At 72.8% G+C, this 22,514-nt stretch carries 1 protein-coding gene; it reads left to right on the top strand.

What is annotated here, in order from left to right:
* Positions 1-353 precede the first annotated feature (353 nt).
* On the top strand, positions 354-22,340 hold the full coding sequence (locus AC07A4_RS17345) for a non-ribosomal peptide synthase/polyketide synthase (RefSeq protein WP_478599038.1): 21,987 nt from the start codon (positions 354-356) through the stop codon (positions 22,338-22,340).
* Positions 22,341-22,514 lie beyond the last annotated feature (174 nt).

Genomic DNA, 22,514 nt, shown 5'->3' with positions numbered 1-22,514 from the left:
GCCCGGGCTCCCGGGCGCGGGAGGAGACGCGCGACGCGGACGCCGTGCCGACGGGCCGCGCCTGACATCGGCGCGCCGCCTTTACTCTTCCGCTACCCCTGACACCGCTTCCGCTGTCACTGGCTACGTACACCTGGACACCGGGCGATCCCTCTCCGTTCACTTCTCTACGAGAGCGGCCGTGCCCCGCTCTCCCGGGGTGTACGAGGGCGGCCCTGACGCGGCCGCGGATCCCCCTGCCCACACCGTCAGGCACGCACCGCCCACTTCACCTGAGGGATGGACCCATGCGTTCGTTCGGCGATTCCGCTGCGCAAGAGAGCCCGCGACCAGCACAGGAGCCGCACCGGGACGTGCCGGGCAACGCGGGTTCCGACGGCCCCGACGGCCGGGCCCCGGGCACGGACGAGCACCCCGGCACCGTGCCGCTGTCGTTCGCGCAGCGCCGCATGTGGTTCATCGACCGGTTCGAGGGGCCATCGGCGACGTACAACTGCCCCATCCCGCTGCGCCTTTCGGGCGCGCTCGACGCGGCGGCCCTGGAGCGGGCCCTCAACGACGTGGTGGGGCGGCACGAGAGTCTGCGCACGCTGATGGCCGAGGACGACGCGGGCGTGCCGCACCAACGGGTGTTACCCGCCGGTACGCTCTCCGTCGAGTTACCAGTGGTGAACATCGCGCCGAGCGCTCTCAGCGACGCGATCGAACAGGCCGGCGCGCGCCCCTTCGACCTGACCGCGGAGCTCCCGATCCGCGCGACGCTGTTCCACTGCGGCCCTGAGGAGCATGTGCTCCTGCTGCTGGTCCACCACATCGCGAGCGACGGCTCGTCCCTCGCGCCCCTGGCCCGCGACCTGGACACCGCCTATGCCGCGCGCCTGGCGGGCCGGGCGCCGCGGTGGGCGGAACTGCCCATCCAGTACGCCGACTACACGCTGTGGCAGCACGAGCTGCTCGGCGCCGAGGACGACCCGGACAGCCTCCAGTCGACCCAGGTGGACTACTGGCGCACCGCGCTCGCGGGCGTGCCGCAGCCCCTGGCGCTGCCCACCGACCGGCCGCGTCCGCCGCAGGCCAGCCACCGCGGCGCGGAGGTGGAGTTCGCCCTGGACGCGGACGTGCTGGCCGCCGTCGAGCGCCTGGCGGGCGCCCACGGGGCGACGGAGTCGATGGTGTTCCACTCGGCGCTCGCCGTGCTCCTGCACGGGCTCGGCGGCGGCGACGACCTCACCATCGGCTCCCCCATCGAGGGCCGCACCGACGAGCAACTGGCCGACCTCGTCGGGTTCTTCGTCAACACCTGGGTGCTGCGCGCCGACCTGTCCGGCAACCCGACGTTCACCGAGCTCCTGGAGCGGACGCGGGACAAGTCCCTCGCGGCGTACGACCACCAGGACGTGCCGTTCGAGCGCCTGGTGGAGGCCCTCAACCCCGAGCGGTCCACGGCCTACTCGCCGCTGTTCCAGGTCATGCTCGCCTGGCAGAACTTCGACCTGAAGGACTTCACGCTGTCGGGGCTCGACGTGCGGTACGTGTGGCCGCCGACCACGACCGCGAAGTTCGACCTGTTCTTCAACCTCGTCGACCTGCCCGGACGGGGCGTCGTCGGGCACTTGGAGTACGCCACCGACCTGTTCGACGCGGACACGGCGCGGGCCCTGGCCGACCGCTTCACGCGCCTGTTGCGGCTGCTGTGCGCCGCGCCTGACCGGCGGGTCGGCTCGGTCGAGCTGCTTGAGGCGGACGAGCGAGAGCTGGTCCTGCGCCGCTTCAACGACACCGCCGCGCCCGTGCCGGACCTCACCGTGCCCGCTCTCTTCGAGCGGCGGGCCGCGCGGTGCCCCCGGTCCGTCGCCGTCGTCAGCGGCGACACCTCGTACACCTACGAGGAACTCGACACCGCGGCGGACCGGCTCGCGCGGGAGCTGGTGCGGCGCGGCGTCGGCCCGGAGACCCTGGTCGGGCTCGCGCTGTCGCGCTCGGCCGAGCTGGTCGTGGGCCTGCTCGGCATCCTGAAGGCGGGCGGCGCCTATCTGCCGGTCGACCCGCGCTATCCGAGCGCACGCCTGGACTTCGTGCTGGCCGACGCCCGGCCGCACCTGCTGCTCACAGACGCGCGGGCGGCGGCCGTCCTGCCCGACCACGGCATCCCCCGGCTGCTGCTCGACGACGTACCCGACGGCCTCGACGACACGCCCGACGAATCCGGCGGCGCGCCCGACGGCGCCGGTCGCGCGCCGGGTCCCGTGCCCGATGCGCTCCGCCCGGAGCAGGTCGCGTACGTGATGTACACCTCCGGATCGACGGGGACGCCGAAGGGCGCCGCCGTCACGCACGCCACCGTCGTGAACGGTGTCACGCGGCTCGCCGCCGCCGTGGGCGTCCACGAGGGCACCCGCATGCTGGCGGGCACCTCGGTCAATTTCGACGTGTCCGTGTTCGAGATCCTCACGACGCTCGCCGCGGGCGGCACCCTTGACGTCGTCCAGGACGTCCTCGCCCTCGGGGAAGGCGACGGCTGGCACGGCGGCGTCATCAGCACCGTGCCCTCCGTCTTCGCCGAACTCCTCGACGAGATCGCCGCCACGACCTCCGTGGAGACGCTGGTGTTCGCGGGCGAGGCGCTGCCCGCCGCGCTGGTGCGGCGCGCCCGCGAGGCCTTCCCCGGTGTGCGGATCGTCAACGCGTACGGCCAGACGGAGTCGTTCTACGCCACGCTGTGCGCCGTCGACGGCACCGAGGACGCCTGCGGTACGCCGCTGGGCGGACCGCTCGGCAACATGCGCGCCTATGTTCTCGGCCCGGGGCTCGTGCCCGTGCCGGTCGGCGCGGTGGGCGAGTTGTATGTGGCCGGACACCTCGCACGGGGCTATCACCGCAGGCCGGGCCTGACCGCCGAGCGTTTCGTCGCCGATCCGTACGGCCCGCCCGGGTCCCGCATGTACCGCACCGGCGATCTCGCCCGCTGGACCCGGGACGGGCAGCTGCACTACGCGGGCCGCGGCGACGCCCAGGTGAAGGTGCGGGGCTTCCGCATCGAACCCGGCGAGGTGGAGGCCGCGCTGACCGCGCACCCGGGGGTCGCGCAGGCGGTGGTCGTCGCCAGGGACGCGGCCGGGAGCAGGCAGCTCGTCGCGTACGTGGTGCCCGGCGGCCAGGCCGTCCGGGAGGGCTCCGTCGACCTGATGGCCGGGATCGGCGCCAAGGAGCTGCGGGCCGCGGTGGCGCGGCGGCTTCCGGAGTTCATGGTGCCGTCGGCGTTCGTGGTCCTCGACCGGCTGCCGCTCGCTCCGAACGGCAAGGTGGACCGGGCGGCACTGCCCACGCCGGAGGCCGCGGCCGGCGCGTACCGGGCGCCGCGCACCGCCCACGAGAAGGCGCTGGCGGCGGTGTTCGCCGAGGTCCTGGGCGTGGAGCGGGTGGGGCTCGACGACGACTTCTTCGCAGCGGGCGGCGACAGCATCCGCTCGCTCCAGGTCGTGTCGCGGGCGCGGGCCAAGGACGTCGTGATCACGCCGAAGCTGCTCTTCGAGTGCCGGACGGTGGCGGCGCTCGCCGAGGCCGCGGCCACGGTCACCGCCGACGACGCCCCCTCCGGGCTCGCCGAGGACGGCGGGGACGACACAGTCATGCCCCTGTTGCCGATCGCGCGGCATCTGCTGGAGGCGGGCGGCGGGTACGAGCGGTTCGCGATGGCGCTGGCCGTGGAACTGCCCGCAGGCATGGACGAGGCGGGCCTGCACGCGACGCTTACCGCCGTGTTCGCGCATCATCCGCTGCTGCGCGCGCGACTGTCGGTTGCCTCCCCCGACGAGGCCGTGACCGGGGGCGGCGACGGCGACCACCAGCCGGTTCTCCGTGTGGAGGACGCGGCCGCCTTCGACGTGAGCTCCATGGTGCGCCGTACGGCGTGGGCGAGCCCCAGTGCGGAGGCCGCCTGGGAGGACCTGTGCGCGGCCGAGCTGGAGTCGGCGGCCGGACGCCTCGACCCGCGCGGCGGGGTCATGGCCCAGTTCGTCTGGTTCGACCCGAACCCCGCCGCACAGCAGACCGGCGGGCGCGGGCGGCTCCTCATCGTCCTGCACCACCTCATCGTCGACGGCGTCTCCTGGCGCATCCTGCTGCCGGACCTCGCCGCCGCCTGGGCACAGGTACGCGACGGCAACACCCCACAGCTGCCCGGAGCGGGCACCACACCCGGCCGCTGGGCACGCGCCCTCGCCCGCGAAGCCCACTCCCCCGAACGCCTCGCCGAACTCCCCCTGTGGCACGGCATCCTGGACGGCCCCGACCCGCTCCTCGGCACCCGCGACCTCAACCCCCACACCGACACCCGCACCAGCCTGGAACACCTGCGCACCGGCCTGTCCGCCGAGGCGACCGAAACGCTGCTCACCACCCTCCCGGCCGCCTACCACGGCGGCGTGAACGACGTCCTGCTCACCGCCCTCGCCATGGCCGTCACCCGCTGGCGCCGCGACCGCGCGGTGGAGTCGTCCTCGACGCTGATCAAGCTGGAGGGCCACGGACGCGAGGAGGGCGTGCTGCCCGGCGCGGACCTGTCACGCGCGATGGGCTGGTTCACGACCGTGTTCCCCGTACGCCTGGACGTCGCGGGCCATGACTTGGATGAGGCGTTCGCGGGCGGCCAAGCAGCGGGCGCCTTGGTCAAGGACGTCAAGGAACGCCTGCGCGCCCTGCCCGACAAGGGCATCGGCTACGGCCTCCTGCGCCACCTCAACCCCCACACCGCCACCGAACTGGCCCCGTACTCCACAGGCCAGATCGGCTTCAACTACCTGGGCCGGTTCTCCGGCGCGGACATGCCGGAGGAGCTGCGCGGGCTGGGCTTCGGCCCGGTCGGCGAGCTGACGGCGCCGCGCGTGATGGACACCCCCGCCCTGTCCACCCTGGAGATCAACGCGGCCGTCCTGGACGGCGCGGACGGTGGCGCCTGCCTGGAGACCGACTTCGCCTATCCGCCCGGCGTGCTCAGCCACACCGAGGTCGGCGAGCTCGCCGACCTGTGGCGCACCGCGCTGGAGGCGCTGGCCCGGCACGCCCACGGTGCGGAGGCGGGCGGTCTCACCCCGTCGGACCTGCCGCTCGTGACCGCCACGCAGGCGGACATCGACATCTGGGAGCGCCGCTACCCCGGCCTTGTCGACGTCTGGCCCCTGACCGCCCTCCAGTTGGGCCTCCTGTTCCACACGGAGCTCAGCGGCGACGCCTGGGACCCGTACCAGATGCAGATGACGTTCCACATCTCCGGAGACGTGGACGCGGAGCGCATGCGCGCCGCCGGGCAGGCCCTGCTGAACCGGCACGCGAACCTGCGCGCCGCCGTCACGACCGACACTGCGGGCAACCGTGTCCAGGTCATCACGCCCGAAGGCGTGGAACTGCCCTGGCAAGAGATCGACTTCCGGGCGCTGCCCGCGCGGGAGCGTGACGAGGCCGTCGCGGCGTTCCTCGCCGACGACCACGCCACCGCCTTCGCGCCCGGCTCCCCGCCGATGCTCCGCATGTCCCTGATCCGCACGGCCGAGCGGGAGTCGGACCTGGTCCTGACCGCCAGCCACGTCCTGTTCGACGGCTGGTCACTGCCGCTGCTGCTACGTGAACTGCTCTTCCTGTACGCGGCAGGAGGCGACCCGTCGGCGCTGCCCCGCCCGCGTCCGTTCCGGGACTTCCTGCGCTGGCTCGACCAGCAGGACAAGGACGCGACCGCCCATGCCTGGGCGGCGGAGCTGGCGGGGGTGAGCGAGCCGACGCTGCTCCTGCCGGACGCCGCGACCGGCCCCGGCGACCGGCGCGCGGCCGCGCGCACGGGTCTCGGGCAGGCCGAGGTCGGTCTGTCCCAGGACGAGGCACGGGAGCTGTCACGGCGGGCCACGGAGCTCGGCGTCACCGTCAACACGCTCGTGCAGGGCGCGTGGGCGCTCCTGCTCAGCCAGTTGACGGGGCGTCAGGACGTACTGTTCGGCGCGACCGTGTCGGGCCGTCCGCCGCAGGTGGCGGGCTCCGACGCGATGGTCGGCCTGTTCATCAACACCCTTCCCGTACGGGTCGACTGCGCCCCCGGCGCCCCGCTCGCGCAGATGCTGACCACGCTCCAGGGGCGGCAGGCCGCGCTTCTCGACCACCATCACCAGGGCCTGACGGAGCTGCACCAGACGCTCGGCCTTCCGACGCTCTTCGACACTCTGGTGGTCTTCGAGTCCTACCCCGTGGACCGGGAAGGGATCGCGGACGCGCACGCCGCGGCGGGCGTCGAGGTCACCGGCATCCGCCCGGTCACCGGCACGCACTACCCGTTGACGGTCATCGCGGAGGCCACCCCTCATCTGCGGCTCTCCCTCCACTACCAGCGCGACCTCTTCGAGCCGTCCGCCGCGCACACCATCGCGGACCGGTTCCTGCGCGTACTGCGCCAGATCGCCTCCGACCCGTCACGCACGGCTGGCTCGGTCGACGTCCTGGGTCAGGACGAACGCGGCGTGCTGCTGGGTGCGTTGAGCGGAGCGAAGGCGACCACGCCGGCCCCGGAGGGGACAGTGGCGGACCTGTTCGAGCGGCAAGCGGCGCAGACTCCGGACGCGGTGGCGGTACTGGACGGCGGCACCACGACCACCTACGCGCGGCTCGACGCCCGGGCTGACCGTCTCGCCCGGGAGCTGGTGTCGCACGGGGTGGGCGCGGAGACGGTGGTGGCCGTGTCCCTGCCCCGCTCCCCTGATCTGATCGTCGCCCTGCTGGCCGTCTTCAAGGCGGGCGCCGCCTATCTGCCGATCGACCCCGCGTACCCCAGCGAGCGCCTCGGCCTCATCCTGCGCGACGCCGCACCCTCCCTGATCCTCAGCGACACGGGTTCGGCGGAGGTACTGCCCGCCACCGTTGTACCGGTCCTGCTCATGGACACCATCGACTTCGCGGAGCCCGCAGCGACGGCCCTCACCGGCCTCCGCGACCCCGGCTCCTTGGCGTACGTGATGTACACCTCCGGCTCCACCGGCACCCCCAAGGGCGTCCTCCTGGACCACACCACCCTCGTCAACGGCATCCACCAGCTCGCCGACCGCACCGGCATCACCGCGGGCTCACAGGTGCTGGCCGCGACCTCCGTCAACTTCGACGTCTCCGTCTTCGAGACCTTCACCACCCTCTGCCACGGCGGCACCCTCGACCTCGCCCAGGACGTCCTCGAACTCGCCGAACGCGACACCTGGACCGGCACCCACATCAGCACCGTCCCCTCCGCCTTCACCGAACTCCTCGACCAGATCGCCGCCACGACGTCTGTGCAGACACTGGTCTTCGCAGGCGAAGCCCTGCCCGCCGCGCTGGTGCGGCGCGCCCGCACGGCCTTCCCCGGCGTCTCCATCGTCAACGCCTACGGACAGACGGAATCCTTCTACGCCACCACCCACACCACCGACGACACCAGCGCCAGCACCACTCCCATCGGCACCCCCCTGCCCAACATGCGCACCTACGTCCTCGGCCCCGGCCTCACCCCGGCACCCGTGGGCACGGTGGGCGAGCTGTACGTCGCCGGACACCTCGCACGCGGCTACCACCAACGTCCAAGCCTCACCGCCGAACGCTTCCTCGCCGACCCCTACGGACCGCCCGGCTCCCGCATGTACCGCACCGGCGACCTCGCCCGCTGGAACACCCAAGGCCACCTCGAATACGCAGGCCGCACCGACACCCAAGTCAAGGTGCGCGGCTTCCGCGTCGAACCCGGTGAGGTGGAAGCCGTAGTCTCCGCGCATCCGGACATCCGGCAGGCGGCAGTCATCGCCCGCGCGCCGAGCGGCGGCACCAACGACGCCCGTCTGCTGGCCTACGTAGTCGCCCCCGGCACCCTTGATGTCACCGCGCTGCGCGCGTTCACCGCGGCCCGCCTGCCCGGCTACATGCTGCCCACCTCGTTCATCGTCCTCGACCAGCTACCCCTCACCCCCAACGGCAAGCTCGACCACAAAGCCCTCCCCGACCCCCACCTCAACGACACCACCTACCGCGCACCACGCACCTCCCGCGAGAAGACCCTCGCGGGCCTCTTCGCCGAAGTCCTGAACGTGGACCGAGTCGGCGTCGACGACAACTTCTTCACCCTCGGCGGACACTCGCTCCTCGCCACCCGACTCACCGGACGCATCCGCGCCGACCTCGGTGTGGAACTGCCGATCCGCGCGGTCTTCGACGCACCGACAGTCGGTGAGCTGGCGACGCGGCTCGTGACGGATCTCGACGTCCGCACACCACTGCGGCGCCACCCAGACCGCCCCAGCCCGCTGCCCCTGTCGTACGCGCAACGCCGACTGTGGTTCATCGACCACTTCGAAGGCCCCTCCGCCACCTACAACATCCCCCTCACCCTGCGCCTCACCGGCGACCTGGACGTAAACGCGCTGACGGCGGCACTGCGGGACGTGGTGGCGCGGCACGAGAGCCTGCGCACGGTGTTCGCCGAGGATGGCGACGGCAACGCGCACCAGGTGGTGTTGTCCGCCGCCGAGGCCCGGCTGGACGTGCCGGTGGTGACGGTCACCGCACGGGAGGTCGCGGCGGCTGTCGACGAGGAGGCGCGGCGGCCGTTCCACCTCGCCGCGGATCTGCCGCTGCGGGCCCGTCTGCTGCGCTGCTCGGCCACGGAGCACGTGCTGTGCCTGGTCCTGCACCACATCGCCGGTGACGGCCAGTCGATGGCGCCGCTGCTGCGCGAGTTCGCCGCCGCCTACACCGCACGGCTCGCGGGCGGCGCGCCCGCCCTTCCGCCGTTGCCGGTGCAGTACGCCGACTACGCGCTGTGGCAGCAGGACCTGCTCGGCGACGCCGACGACCCGGACAGCATCCTGGCCCGCCAGTGCGCTTACTGGAAGACCGAGCTCGCGGGTGTCCCGCAGCCGCTGCGCCTGCCCGCCGACCGGCCGCGCCCCGCCGTGGCGAGCCACCGCGGCGACCAGCTCGGCTTCACCCTCGACGCGGAACTCCTCCAGGCCGTCGAGGCGCTGGCCCGCGACCGTGAGGCGACGGCGCCCATGGTGCTGCAGGCGGCCCTCGCCGTGCTCCTGCACCAGCTCGGCGCCGGGGACGACATCCCCATCGGCTCCCCCATCGCGGGCCGCACCGACGCCGCCCTCGACGGTCTGATCGGGTTCTTCGTCAACACCTGGGTGCTGCGCGCCGACCTGTCGGGCCGCCCCACGTTCGCGGACCTGCTCGACCGGGTCCGCGACAAGGCCCTGGCCGCCTACGACCACCAGGACGTTCCGTTCGAGCGCCTGGTGGAGCTGCTCAATCCGGAGCGGTCCACCGCGCACCACGCGCTCTTCCAGGTGATGCTCGCCTGGCAGAACCTCGACCAGGCGGGCCTCGGCCTGCCGGGGCTGCGGATCGCCCCTGTCCCCGCGGGCACCGGGACCGCGAAGTTCGACCTGTTCCTCAACATCGCCCCGAACCCGGCCGGGGGCGCGTACGGGCAGCTCGAGTACGCCACTGACCTGTTCGACCGCGCCACGGCCGAGGCTCTGGTGGACCGTTTCCTGCGGGTGCTGCGGCAGGTGGTGGCTGATCCCGGGACGCGGCTCGGTGGCGTGGACGTGCTCACCGACGACGAGCGGGACTGGCTGGTGCAGCTGAACGACACCGCGGCGCCGGTCCCGGCGGCGACGGTGGCGGAGCTGGTGGCCGCGCGGGTGGCGTGGACGCCGAACGCGGTCGCGGTGGTGTGCGGCGAGACGGCGTTGTCGTACGCGGAGTTGGACGCCCGTGCCGGTCGCCTTGCGGTGGCGCTGCGTGCGCGCGGGATCGGCCCGGAGGTCCTTGTGGCGGTGGCGCTGCCGCGCTCGGCGGAACTGGTGGTCGCGCTCCTCGGCGTACTCAAGGCCGGAGGCGCCTATCTGCCCGTCGACCCCGACCACCCGTCCGCTCGCGTGGACCTCCTGCTCAGCACGGCCGGTCCGGCCCTGCTGCTGAGCGACACGAAGACGGCGGCGCTCTTGCCGGAGTGCCAGGCGCCGGTGCTCCACCTTGAGGACGTGGATCTCACCGGGCCCGCCGTGGAGGTCCCGGACGCGGGTGCCACGCCGGAGAACCTGGCCTATGTGATGTACACGTCCGGGTCGACCGGGGTGCCGAAGGGCGTCGGTGTCACGCAGGCCGGGGTGGTGAACGGGGTGCGGGATCTGGCCCGGACCGTCCAGGTGCGAGCCGGCTCCCGGATGCTCGCGGCGACATCGGTGAACTTCGATGTGTCGGTGTTCGAGATCTTCACCGCGCTCACCACCGGCGCATGCGTGGAGGTGGTCCGTGACGTGCTGGAACTCGGCGAGCGCGGGCGGTGGTCGGGGACCACGATCAGCGCGGTGCCGTCGGTGTTCTCCGCGCTGCTCGACCAGGTCGGCGCCGAAGGACCAGAGGGCCTTCGGCTCGATGTGCAGACCGTCGTCTTCGCCGGGGAAGCGCTGACCGCCGATGTGGCGGGCCGGGTGCGCGAGGTGCTGCCCGGGGTGCGGGTCGTCAACGCCTACGGCCAGACGGAGAGCTTCTACGCCTCCGTGTTCACGGTGGCCGAGCAGTGGACCGAGACCGGCGCGGTCCCGGTCGGGCAGCCGCTGGCGAACATGCGGGCCCATGTGCTGGGTCCGGAGCTGAGGCCGGTGGCTCCGGGTGTCGTCGGCGAGCTGTACGTGGCCGGTCTGGTGGCCCGTGGCTACCACCAGAGCGGCGCGCTGACCGCGCAGCGGTTCGTGGCCTGCCCCTTCGGGCCCGCGGGTGCGCGGATGTACCGCACCGGCGACCTGGCCCGCTGGAACAGCGAAGGACAGCTCGTGTACGCGGGCCGGGCCGACGCCCAAGTGAAGGTCAACGGCATCCGCGTCGAACCGAGCGAGATCGAGACCGTCCTCGCCGGGCACCCGGCGGTCAGCCAGGCCGCCGTCACGGTGTGGGAGGACCACACCGGCGGCAAGCGGCTCGCGGGCTATGTGGTGCCGAGGGGCAGCAGCACCGGGGTCGGCGACTTCGCGCTGGAGGCCAATGTGTCGGTGGCCGATCTGCGGCGCTTCGTCGCCAAGCGCCTGCCGGACTACATGGTGCCCGCGCATCTGGTGGTCCTTGACCGGCTGCCGCTGACGCCGAGCGGGAAGCTGGACCGGGGCGCGCTGCCCGAGCCCGAGATCGGCGGCGTCGCCTACCGGGCCCCGCGCGGCGCGGCCGAGCAGGTCCTGACCGAGGTGTACGCCGATGTCCTCGACGCCCCCCGGGTGGGCATCGACGACGACTTCTTCGCCAGCGGCGGCGACAGCATCCGCTCCATCCAGGTGGCCGCGCGCGCCAAGGCGCGCGGGGTGCTCGTCAGCACGCGGGAGATCTTCGAGCACCGTACGGTGGCCCGGCTCGCGGAGCTGGTCGAGGAGCGCGCCGACGAGGCACGCGTCACGCTGCCCGAACTTCCCGGCGGCGGTGTGGGCCGGGCCCCGCTGCCGCCCACGGCCGCCCATGTGCTCGAACTCGGCGGTGGCATCGGCCGGTTCTGCATGTCCGCGCTGCTCACCCTGCCCCAGGGCATCGACCGGGCCGGTCTGGTGGCCACGCTGCAGGCGGTGCTCGACCGGCACGACGTGCTGCGCTCGACACTCGACCGGCGGCGACCGGGGCTCGTGATGGAGCCCGTGGGCAGCGTCGACGCCGAGGCGCTGCTGCGTGAGGTCGCCTACGGAAGGGGCAACGTACAAGCCGATGTGCGGGCCGATGTGCGGGCCGGCCTACAAGCCCATGTGCAGGCCGACGTACAAGCCGATGTGCAGGCCGTCGTACAGGCCGAGCTGGACGCGGCGGCCGACCGACTCGACCCGGATGCGGGCGTGATGGCCCAGTTCGTCTGGTTCACCACCAGCACGCATACCGATACCGGCAGCGGCACCAGCACCGGCACCGGCACGAACGCGCGCGCCGACGCCGACGCCGACGCGGACCGCCTGCTGATCGTCCTGCACCACCTCGTCGTGGACGGCGTGTCCTGGCGCGTCCTCGTCCCCGACCTCGTCTCGGCCTGGCGGCGGGTGAGCGAAGGAGCCCCGGCGGAACCGTCGCCCACCGGCACTTCCCTGCGCCGCTGGACCCACGCGCTGGCCGACGAGGCGACCACGGCCAGGCGCCTCGCGGAGCTGCCGGTGTGGCAGGAGATCCTCGCCGGGGACGAGCCGGTCCTGGGCGCCCGCGAGCTGGACCCGGCGCTGGACGTCTCGGCCACCGTGGACACGGTGCGCGTCCAGCTGCCGGCGGGCGTCACGGAAACGCTCCTCACCACGCTGCCCACCGTCTTCCGGGGCGGTGTCGACGCCGGACTCCTGACCGGTCTCGCCCTGGCCCTGGCCCGCTGGCGCGAGACGCGGGGCGTGTCCGGTGCCTCGACACTGGTCCGCCTGGAGGGTCACGGCCGCGAGGAGCACCTGGTGCCCGGCGCGGACCTGTCGGGCACCGTCGGCTGGTTCACCGCGATGTACCCGGTACGCCTGGACGTCACCGGCGTCGACCTCGACGACGCCCTCAGCGGCGGCCAAGCCGCGGGCCAGGCCATCAAGACCGTCAAGGAACAGCTCAGGGCCGTACCCGACAACGGCCTCGGCTACGGACTGCTGCGCCACCTCAACCCCGAGACCGCCACCGCACTGGCCGGACAGCGCCAGCCCCAGGTCGGCTTCAACTACCTCGGCAAGACCTCCACCGCCGACATTCCCGAAGAACTGCGGGGCCTGGGCTGGGCCCCCGACACCACCCACCCGGACCTGATCGCCGCTCCGGACGCCGACATGCCGGTCCTGTCCGCCCTTGAGATCAACGCGGTGGCCGCCGCCACGGCCGATGGCGAGTGTCTGACCGCGTACTTCGGCTTCCCCACCGGCATCCTCACCCGCGAGGACGTCATCGAACTGGCGGGGCTGTGGGTCGAGGCCCTGACCGCCCTGGCCCGCCACGCCACCGCTCCCGGCGCCGGAGGCCTGACCCCCGGTGACATCCCGCTGGTCGACGTGCGCCAGGACGAGATCGAGACGTGGGAAGCGCGTTTCGGCGAGCTGACCACGGTGTGGCCCGCGATCCCCGCGCAGTCCGGGCTGCTGTTCCAGTCGATGATGGCCGGGGCCTCCTTCGACGCCTACCACATGCAGCTCGTGTTCCATCTGTCCGGCGAGGTCGACCCCGAGCGGATGCGCCGGGCCGGGCAAGCCCTCCTTGACCGCCACCTCAGCCTGCGCGCGGCCTTCGTCAACCGCGCCGACGGCGACGTGATGCAGGTGGTGCCGGAGTCGGTGACCCTGCCCTGGCACCACCTCGACCTGACCGCCACCGGCGAGGCGGAGCGCGCCGAAGCCTTCGAGCGGTTCCTCGAACAGGACCGGACGACCCACTTCGACGTCGACGCCCCGCCCCTGATCCGGCTCTCCCTCGCGGTCCTCGAACCCGACCGCGCCGAGCTCGTCCTGACCGCCCACCACGTCCTCTTCGACGGCTGGTCCACCCCCCTGCTCATGCGGGACCTGCTCCTGCTCTACGCCTCCCACGCCGACCCGGCCGGGCTGCCCGCGACCGCGGACTACGGCGGCTTCCTCTCCTGGCTCGCCGACCGCGACGACCAGGAGTCCGCCCGCGCGTGGGCGGCGGAACTCGACGGCGTACGGGAACCCACCCTGCTCGTACCGCACTCGGGCACGCGGCAGGGCGCCGCGGGCATCGGGACCTTCGACGTGGCCTTCGAGGACAAGCACGGCCTGTCGCGCCGGGCCGCACAGTGCGGAGTCACCCTCAACACCCTCATCCAGGGCGCCTGGGCCGTGCTCCTCGCCAATCTGACCGGGCAGTCCGACGTCGTCTTCGGCGCCACCGTGTCCGGCCGCCCGCCCAGCGTCAAGGACGTCGACGGCATGGTGGGGCTCTTCATCAACACCCTTCCAGTCCGGGTGCGTTGTGCGCGGCAGGACTCCTTCGCCGACCTGCTCACCGGATTGCAGGCCCGGCAGGCTCCGCTGCTCGACCATCACCACCACAGCCTCGTGGAGATCCAGCAGGCCACCGGGCTCAACACCCTGTTCGACACGATGGTCGTGTTCGAGTCCTTCCCCGTCGACCGGGAGGCCATCGGCGAGGCCAACACCACCGCCGGTGTCGCCATCACCGGCCTTCGCCCCCTGGCGGGCACGCACTACCCGCTCATCCTGACCGCCGGGATGGACCCGCAGCTCCAGATGGCCCTGCAGTACCAGCGGGACCTCCTGGACGAGGACGCGGTGGCCGCCATCGCCGACCGGTTCACGCGCGTGCTGCGGCAGGTGGTGGCCGATCCGTCGGTGCCGGTCGGCGCGATCGACACACTGGCGGACGACGAACGGGACTGGCTGGTGCGGCGGGTCAACGACACCGCACACCCGCTGGCCGCGCATACCCTCCCCGACGCCTTCGAGGCCCAGGTGGCCCGCACCCCGGACGCCATCGCCGTCACCGCCGAGGAGGAGACGCTCACCTACGCGGAGTTCAACCGGCGCGCCAACCAGCTGGCGCACTGGCTGATCGAGCGCGGCGCGGGCCCGGAACAGTTCGTCGCGGTGCGCATCCCGCGCTCGGTCGACCTGCTGGCGGCCATCTACGCGGTGACCAAGACCGGTGCCGCCTACGTGCCGCTCGACGTCGACCTGCCCGAGGACCGGGCGCGGCACATCCTGACGGGGGCGCGGCCGCTGCTGATCCTTGAGGAGGCCCTTCCGGACGTGTCCGCGTACCCGGAGACGGACCCGGAGCGGGACCTGTCGCCGGACAACGCCGCGTACGTCATCTTCACGTCCGGCTCCACCGGCGGCCCCAAGGGCGTCACGGTGGCGCACCGGTCGATCATGAACCGGATCGAGTGGGGCCTGGAGCGCTTCGGCATGACGGGCGACGACCGCACGCTGGTGAGCTCGTCGGCGAGCTTCGACGCCTCGGTGTCGGAGATGTTCGCCCCGCTGCAGCGCGGCGCTCGCGCGGTCGTGGCCCGCTCGGACGGTCCCCGGGATCCGGCCCGCCTCGCCGAGTTGATCCAGCGCGAGCGGGTGACGGGCGCCTTCTTCGTGCCCTCGCTCCTGTCCGCGTTCGTCACCGAGCCCTCGGCGCGGGAGTGCACGAGCCTGCGCTGGATCGAGGTCGGCGCCGAGGCGTTCCCGGCCTCGCTCGCCAATCGCTTCACCGAGCTGCTGCCCCAGTGCGTCGCGCACAATCTGTACGGCCCGACCGAGGCCACGGTGGAGATCACCGGCTGGGAGCACGTGCCGGGCTCGGACCGGGTGCCGATCGGCACGCCGATCTGGAACGCCCAGGTGTACGTCCTGGACTCGGCGCTGCGCCCGGTGCCTTTGGGTGTCACCGGTGAGCTGTACCTGGCCGGTGTCGCCCTGGCGCGCGGCTACCTGGGACAGCCGGGTCTCACCTCGGAACGCTTCGTCGCCTGCCCCTTCGGGGAGCCGGGCACGCGGATGTACCGCTCGGGTGACCTGGCGCGCTGGGCCAAGGACGGGCAGGTCGAGTACGTCGGCCGCACCGACGACCAGGTCAAGCTCCGCGGCTACCGCATCGAACTCGGCGACATCGAGCACGCCCTGACCGGTCACCCCGGCGTGGCCCAGGCCGCCGTCGTGGTCCGAGAGGACCAGAAGGGCGACCCGCGCCTCATCGCGTATGTGGTGCCCGACCCGCAAGCGGCGGTCAGCGACGCCGAGGCCCAGGTCGACGAGTGGCGCGACCTCTACGACGACACCTATGCCGAAGCCGACGACGAGACGTGGGGCCAGGACTTCAAGGGCTGGAACTCCTCCTACACCGGTGAGCCGATCCCGCTGGAGCAGATGCGGGACTGGCGGGAGGCGGCGGTCGCGCAGGTCCTGCGCCACGCGCCGCGGCGGATCCTGGAGATCGGTGTCGGCTCCGGCCTGCTCCTCGCCCACATCGTCGGGGATGTCGAGGAGTACTGGGGCACCGACATCTCCCCCACGGTGGTCGACCGGCTCCGGCACCAAGCCGTACAGGCAGGTTGCGGTGACCGGGTCCGGCTCAGCGCCCAGCCCGCCGACGACCTCTCCGGGCTGCCCCTGGGACAGTTCGACACGGTCGTCCTCAACTCGGTCATCCAGTACTTCCCCAGCGCCGAGTACCTGGACCAGGTGCTCGGCCAGGCCATGGACCTCCTCGCGCCGGGCGGCCGCGTCATCGTCGGCGACGTCCGCAACGCGGCGACCCTGCGCCTGCTGACGACCGCCGTGCAGCGTACGGCACATCCGCACGCCTCTCAGGACGAGGTGCGCGCCCTGGTGGAGCAGGAGCTGCTCGCCGAACAGGAGCTGGTGGTGGCCCCGCACTGGTTCGCCGAGTGGGCCCGTGAACACGCCGCCGCCGCGGACATCCGCCTCAAGCCCGGCCGGGCCCACAACGAACTCACCCGCCACCGCTACGAAGTCATCCTCCACAAACAGCCCACCGACCTCCTCGACCTCACCGACGCGCCCAGCGTGGCCTGGGGCCAGGACGTGTCCGGCCTCGACGAGCTGGGCGCGCGCCTGGACCAGGCGGAGGGCGGCCCGCTGCGCGTCACCAGCATCCCCAACGCCCGGCTTGTGGACGAGACCGCCGCCGCGGCCTCCGTCGGCGTACTGCGCGCCGCGCCCCTCTCCAAGAAGACGGTCGACCCGGCCGACCTGGCCGCATGGGCGCGCCAGCGGGGCATCGACGCGGTCCTCACCTGGTCGGGCGAGGCCGTCCACGGCTTCGAGGCGGTGCTGCTGCCGGAGCGGCGGGCCGTCTGCGGAGGGTTCGTCGCCGACGGGGCGGCCGGGCGGGCCCGGGTGAACGCCCCCGCCCTCGCCACGGCGATCGGCCCGCTGCTGGCCACCCTGCCCGACTACCTGCGCGGCCGCCTGCCCGACTACATGGTCCCTGCCGCCGTCGTGGGGCTTTCGGAGCTCCCGCTGACCCCGTCGGGCAAGCTCGACCGCCGGGCGCTGCCCGCGAAGCACACCACCACCACGAGCGACCGGGGCCCGCGCAACCCGGTCGAGGAGAAGCTGTGCGCGCTCTTCAGCGCGCTGCTCGGTCTGGAGCGGGTCGGCATCGACGACGACTTCTTCCTGCTCGGCGGGCACTCCCTGCTCGCCACCCGGCTCATCAACCGGGCCCGCGCCGAGATGGACCTGGAGATCCCCATCCGCAAGCTCTTCGACCTGCCCACGGTGGCCGAGCTCGCCGCGTGGCTGGAGGAGACGTCCACCCCGCGCCGCCCCCGGTTCGCCCTGCGCGAGCGCGCCGGTGCGGGCACCGCGATTCCGCTGTCCTTCGCGCAACGCCGCATGTGGCTCGCGCACTGGCTGGAGGGCGGGGCGGCGACGTACAACATCTCCCCGGTGTTCCGGCTGACCGGACCGCTGGACCAGGACGCTCTGATCGCGGCGATCGGCGACCTCGTCGGCCGGCACGACATCCTGCGCACCACGTACGTCAGGGGCGGCGACGGTGAGCCGCAGCCGCGGATCCTGGCCCCGGACCAGACACCCGTCGAGATCCCCGTCATCGAGGTGACGGCCGAGGACGAGGCCGACGCGATCGACGGGGCCGTGGCGCACCGGTTCGACCTGGCGGCCGAGATCCCCTTGCGGGCGACGCTGCTGCGCCGCTCCGCGCGGGAACACGTCCTGGTCCTGGTCATCCACCACATCGCCGCCGACGGCACCTCGGGCGCGCCGCTGGCACGGGACATGGCCGAGGCCTACGCCGCGCGCCTGGACGGCCGGGCGCCGGACTGGGAGCCGCTGCCCGTGCAGTACCAGGACTACGCGCTGTGGCAGCGCGAGGTGCTCGGTGACGTGCGGGATCCGGACAGCGTGATCGCGGCGCAGGCCGCGTACTGGCGGGCCGAACTCGCGGGCGTGCCGCAGCCGTTGGCCCTGCCGCTGGACCGGCCGCGGCCCCCGGTGCGCAGTTCGCGGGGCGATGTCGTCGACGTCGCGGTGGACGCGCGGGTGGGTGCCGGGCTGCAGCGGCTCGCCGACGAGCGCGGCACGACCATGTCCATGGTCATGCAGGCCGCGCTGGGGGTGCTCCTGAGCAAGCTGGGCGGCGGCGATGACGTGCCGATCGGCAACCCGATCGCCGGGCGGGCGGACGAGGCCCTCGCCGATCTGGTCGGGTTCTTCGTCAACACCCAGGTCCTGCGCGTCGACCTCGCCGGCGACCCGTCGTTCGCCGACCTGCTGACGCGGGTCAGGGAGAAGTCGCTGGCCGCCTATGAACACCAGGACCTGCCGTTCGAGACGCTGGTCGAGCAGATCAACCCCGACCGCTCCTCCGCGTACCAGCCGCTGTTCCAGGTGATGTTCTCCTGGCAGAACTTCGAGCGGCGCGACCTCGAACTCCGGGACCTCGAGGTGGAGTTCGAGCAGCACGTCACGTCGACGTCCCTGGCCGACCTGACCCTCAGCATGACCATGGACGCGTCGGGGGCGCTGTGGGGCGGCCTGCAGTACGTGACCGCGCTGTTCGACCGGGAGACGGCCGAGGCCATCGCCGCCCGGTACGTGCGGGTCCTCGAGCAGGTCCTCGCCGACCCGGCCACGCCGCTCAGCGCCATCGAGGTCCTCGCCGAGGACGAGCGGGACTGGCTGGTACGGCGCGTCAACGACACCGCGCGCCCGGTGGCCCCGGACACCCTGCCCGGCGCCTTCGAAGCGCAGGTGGAGCGCACTCCGGACGCGACCGCCCTGATCGGCGAGCACGAGACGCTGACGTACGCGGACTTCAACCGGCGCGCCAATCGCCTAGCGCACTGGCTGATCGAGCGGGGGGCGGGCCCCGAGCACCTGGTCGCGGTGCGCGTTCCTCGTTCGGTGGAGCTGTTGGTGGCGGTGTACGCGGTGGTCAAGGCCGGTGCGGCCTATGTGCCGCTGGACAGCGACCTGCCCGAGGACCGGGTGCGGCACGTCCTGGAGCGCGCAAAGCCGCTGCTGGTGCTCGATGCCGAGCTGCCCGACGTCTCCGCGTACCCGGAGACGGACCCGGAGCGCGCCCTGTCGCCGGACCACGCCGCCTACGTCATCTTCACCTCGGGCTCCACCGGCGGCCCCAAGGGCGTACCCGTGGCGCACCGGGCCATCATGAACCGCGTCCAGTGGGGCCTCGACCACTTCGCCGTCGGCTTGCAGGACCGGGTGCTGCTCAGCACCTCGGCCAGCTTCGACGTGTCCGTACCGGAGATCTTCGCGCCGCTGCACGTCGGCGCGGCCCTCGTCATCGCCCGCCCCGACGGCCGCCGGGACCCCGCCTACCTGGCGCGGCTCATCCAGCGCCAGCACGTCACCGGCGCCGACTTCGTGCCCTCGCTCCTTGAGGCGTTCCTCGACGAGCCCTCCGCCCGGCAGTGCACGAGCCTGCGCTGGATCGAGGTCGCGGGCGAGGCCTTCCCCGCCGCCCTGGCCAACCGGTGCGCGGAGGTCCTTCCGCACTGCGCGGCACACAACCTCTACGGCCCCACCGAAGCAGCGGTGGAGGTCACCAGCTGGCAGCACGTGCCGGGAGCGGACCGCCTGCCCATCGGCGCACCCATCTGGAACACCCGGGTCTACGTCCTCGACCCGGCTCTGCGCCCCGTCGCGCCCGGGGTCACCGGCGAGCTGTACCTGGCCGGTGCCGGCCTCGCGCGCGGCTACCTGGGGCAGGCCGGGCTGACCTCGGAACGCTTCGTGGCCTGCCCCTTCGGCGAGCCGGGCACGCGCATGTACTGGACCGGCGACCTCGTCCGCTGGAACAGGGACGGGCAGGTCGAGTACCTCGGCCGCACCGACCACCAGGTCAAGCTCCGCGGCTACCGCATCGAACTCGGGGAGATCGAGGAAGCGCTGACCGGGCACCCCGGCGTGGCACAGGCGGCGGTCGTGGTCCGCGAGGACCAGAAGGGCGAACAGCACCTCGTGGCGTACGCGGTCCCCGACCCGAAGGCCACCGACGTCGACGCCGAAGCCCAGGTGGACGAGTGGCGCCAGGTCCACGAGGCGCTCTACGCCGACTCCGCCGACGAGGCGTGGGACGAGGACCCCAAGCCGTGGCAGTCGGTGTACGACGGGCAGCCGATGCCGCTGGAGCAGATGCTGGAGTGGCGCGACGCCGCCGTGGCCCAGGTGCTGCGCCACGCGCCGCGGCGGGTCCTGGAGATCGGGGTGGGCTCCGGCCTGCTGCTCTCGCGGATCGTCGGCGATGTCGATGCGTACTGGGGCACCGACATCTCCGCCACCGTCGTGGACCGCGTCCGCGCACAGGCCGAACAGGCCGGGCACGGCGCTCGCGTACGGCTGGGCGTCCAAGCGGCCGACGACCTCTCCGGCCTGCCCCGGGGCGGCTTCGACACCGTCGTCCTCAACTCGGTGATCCAGTACTTCCCCAGCGTCGAGTACCTCGATCACGTCCTGCGCCAGGCCATGGACCTGCTGGCGCCGGGCGGGCGCGTCATCGTCGGTGACGTCCGCAACGCGGCGACCCTGCGCCTGCTGGCCTTCGCCGTGCAGCGCACGGCGCACCCTCGTGCCCCTCTCGACGAGGTGCGCGCCCTGGCGGAACAGGCCCTGCTCGCCGAGCGGGAACTGGTGGTGGCCCCGCACTGGTTCGCCGAGTGGGCCCATGAGCACGCGGCCGCCGCGGACATCCGCCTCAAGCCCGGCAGGGCGCACAACGAGCTCACTCGCCACCGCTACGAAGTCGTCCTCCACAAACAGCCCACCGGCCTCGTCGACCTCACCGACGCGCCCGCCGTGGCATGGGGCGGGGAGGTGTCCGACCTCGACGGTCTGGGCGCCCGTGTGGACCAGGCGGGCGCAGGACCGGTGCGCGTCACCGGGATCCCCAACGCCCGGCTCGCGGCGGAGGCCGCCGCCGCGACCTCGCCCCGCGTGGCCGCCCCCTCCGGGCGGCCACTCGACCCGGCCGACCTCGGCGCGTGGGCGCGACAGCGTGGCCTTGACGCGGTCCTGACCTGGTCGGACGAGAGCGTTCACGCCTTCGACGCGGTGCTCCTGCCCGAGCGGGGCTCCGGGCAGCGGGCTCTGTGCGGAGGGTTCGTCCCCAGCGGGACGGCCGGGCGCCCGGCGGCGAACAGCCCCGCCCTGGCCCGCACGGTGGGCCCGCTGCTCACCGGGCTGCGCCGCTACCTCCGTGAGCGCCTTCCGGACTACATGGTCCCGGCCAGGCTGGTGGCGCTGTCGGAGCTGCCGCTGAACCCGGCGGGCAAGGTCGACCGGCGAGCGCTGCCCGTGGAGCCGATGGCGGCCGCCGGCACCGCCCGCGGGCCGCGCAACTCCCACGAGGAGAAGCTGTGCGCGCTCTTCAGCGAACTGCTCGGCCTGGAACGGGTCGGCATCGACGACGACTTCTTCGCGATCGGCGGGCACTCGCTGCTCGCCAACCGGCTCAGCGCCCGCATCCACCAGGAGTTCGGCGTCGACATCCCCCTCAGGACGATCATCGAGTACCCCACGGTGGCCGAACTGGCCGCGCTGGGCCTCGTCGGCGGCACCCCCAACAACCAGACCGACTCCTACGCGGTGATCCTGCCGCTCAACCGGGCCCCGGGGACGGGCGAGCCGCCGGTGTGGTTCTTCCACGGTGGCGGCGGCCTGGGCTGGGCGTACTTCACCTTCGCGGCGCACCTGGACCGGCGCGCGTACGCCCTCCAGTCCCGCGGCTCCAACGGCGCGGACCCGGTGGCGGGTTCGGTGTGGGAGATGGTCGACGACTACCTGGAGCAGATCCTCAACCGGCAGCCCGAAGGGCCCTACTACCTGATCGGCTGGTCCTTCGGCGGCCCGGTCGCGCACGCCGTGGCGGCGGCGCTCGACGAACGCGGACACGAGGTCCGCCTCCTGGCCGTCCTGGACACCGAGCCCGCGACGTCCGATCCGAACAGCGGGTTCAAGCAGGTGGCGGGCAGCACGGCCGCGGACTACCGGGCGGAGGTCGAGGCCATCCTCAGCCAGGTCATGAGCACCGACAACCTGGACACCTTCCTGGACAACATGGCGAAGGTGGGCGCCAACAACCTCAACGCCATGGCCACGTTCGAGTCGCCGGTCTACCGCGGTGACCTGCTGTACTTCAACGCGGCGCTGGACAAGACCGACGGCAAGACGTCCTACGGGCCCCGCTGGCGGCCCTACGTCCTCGGTTCCGTGGAGGAGTACGACGTGGACGCCACCCACCACGACGTGCACATGCCGAAGCCGGCGGGCCAGGTCATGGAGGTCATCAACCGCAAGCTGGCGCGGGAGTGACCCCGGGAGGCCGCCGCCCGCCGGGCGGGCGGCGGCCTCCCCGCGCCCCGCCTCCGCCGTGCGGCGCGCCCATGACATCTCGTGGGGACGTGCGGGCGGGGTGTATCGCGGACGTATCGAAACCCGCATACGCCACCGCAACGGCCCCCGGGCTTCAGTGGAGGCGTGGACCAC

Source organism: Streptomyces sp. NPDC043996 (genome assembly GCF_056435225.1).
The sequence above is the reverse complement of the archived record's forward strand: the minus strand, read 5'-3'. Positions and strand labels throughout refer to the sequence as shown.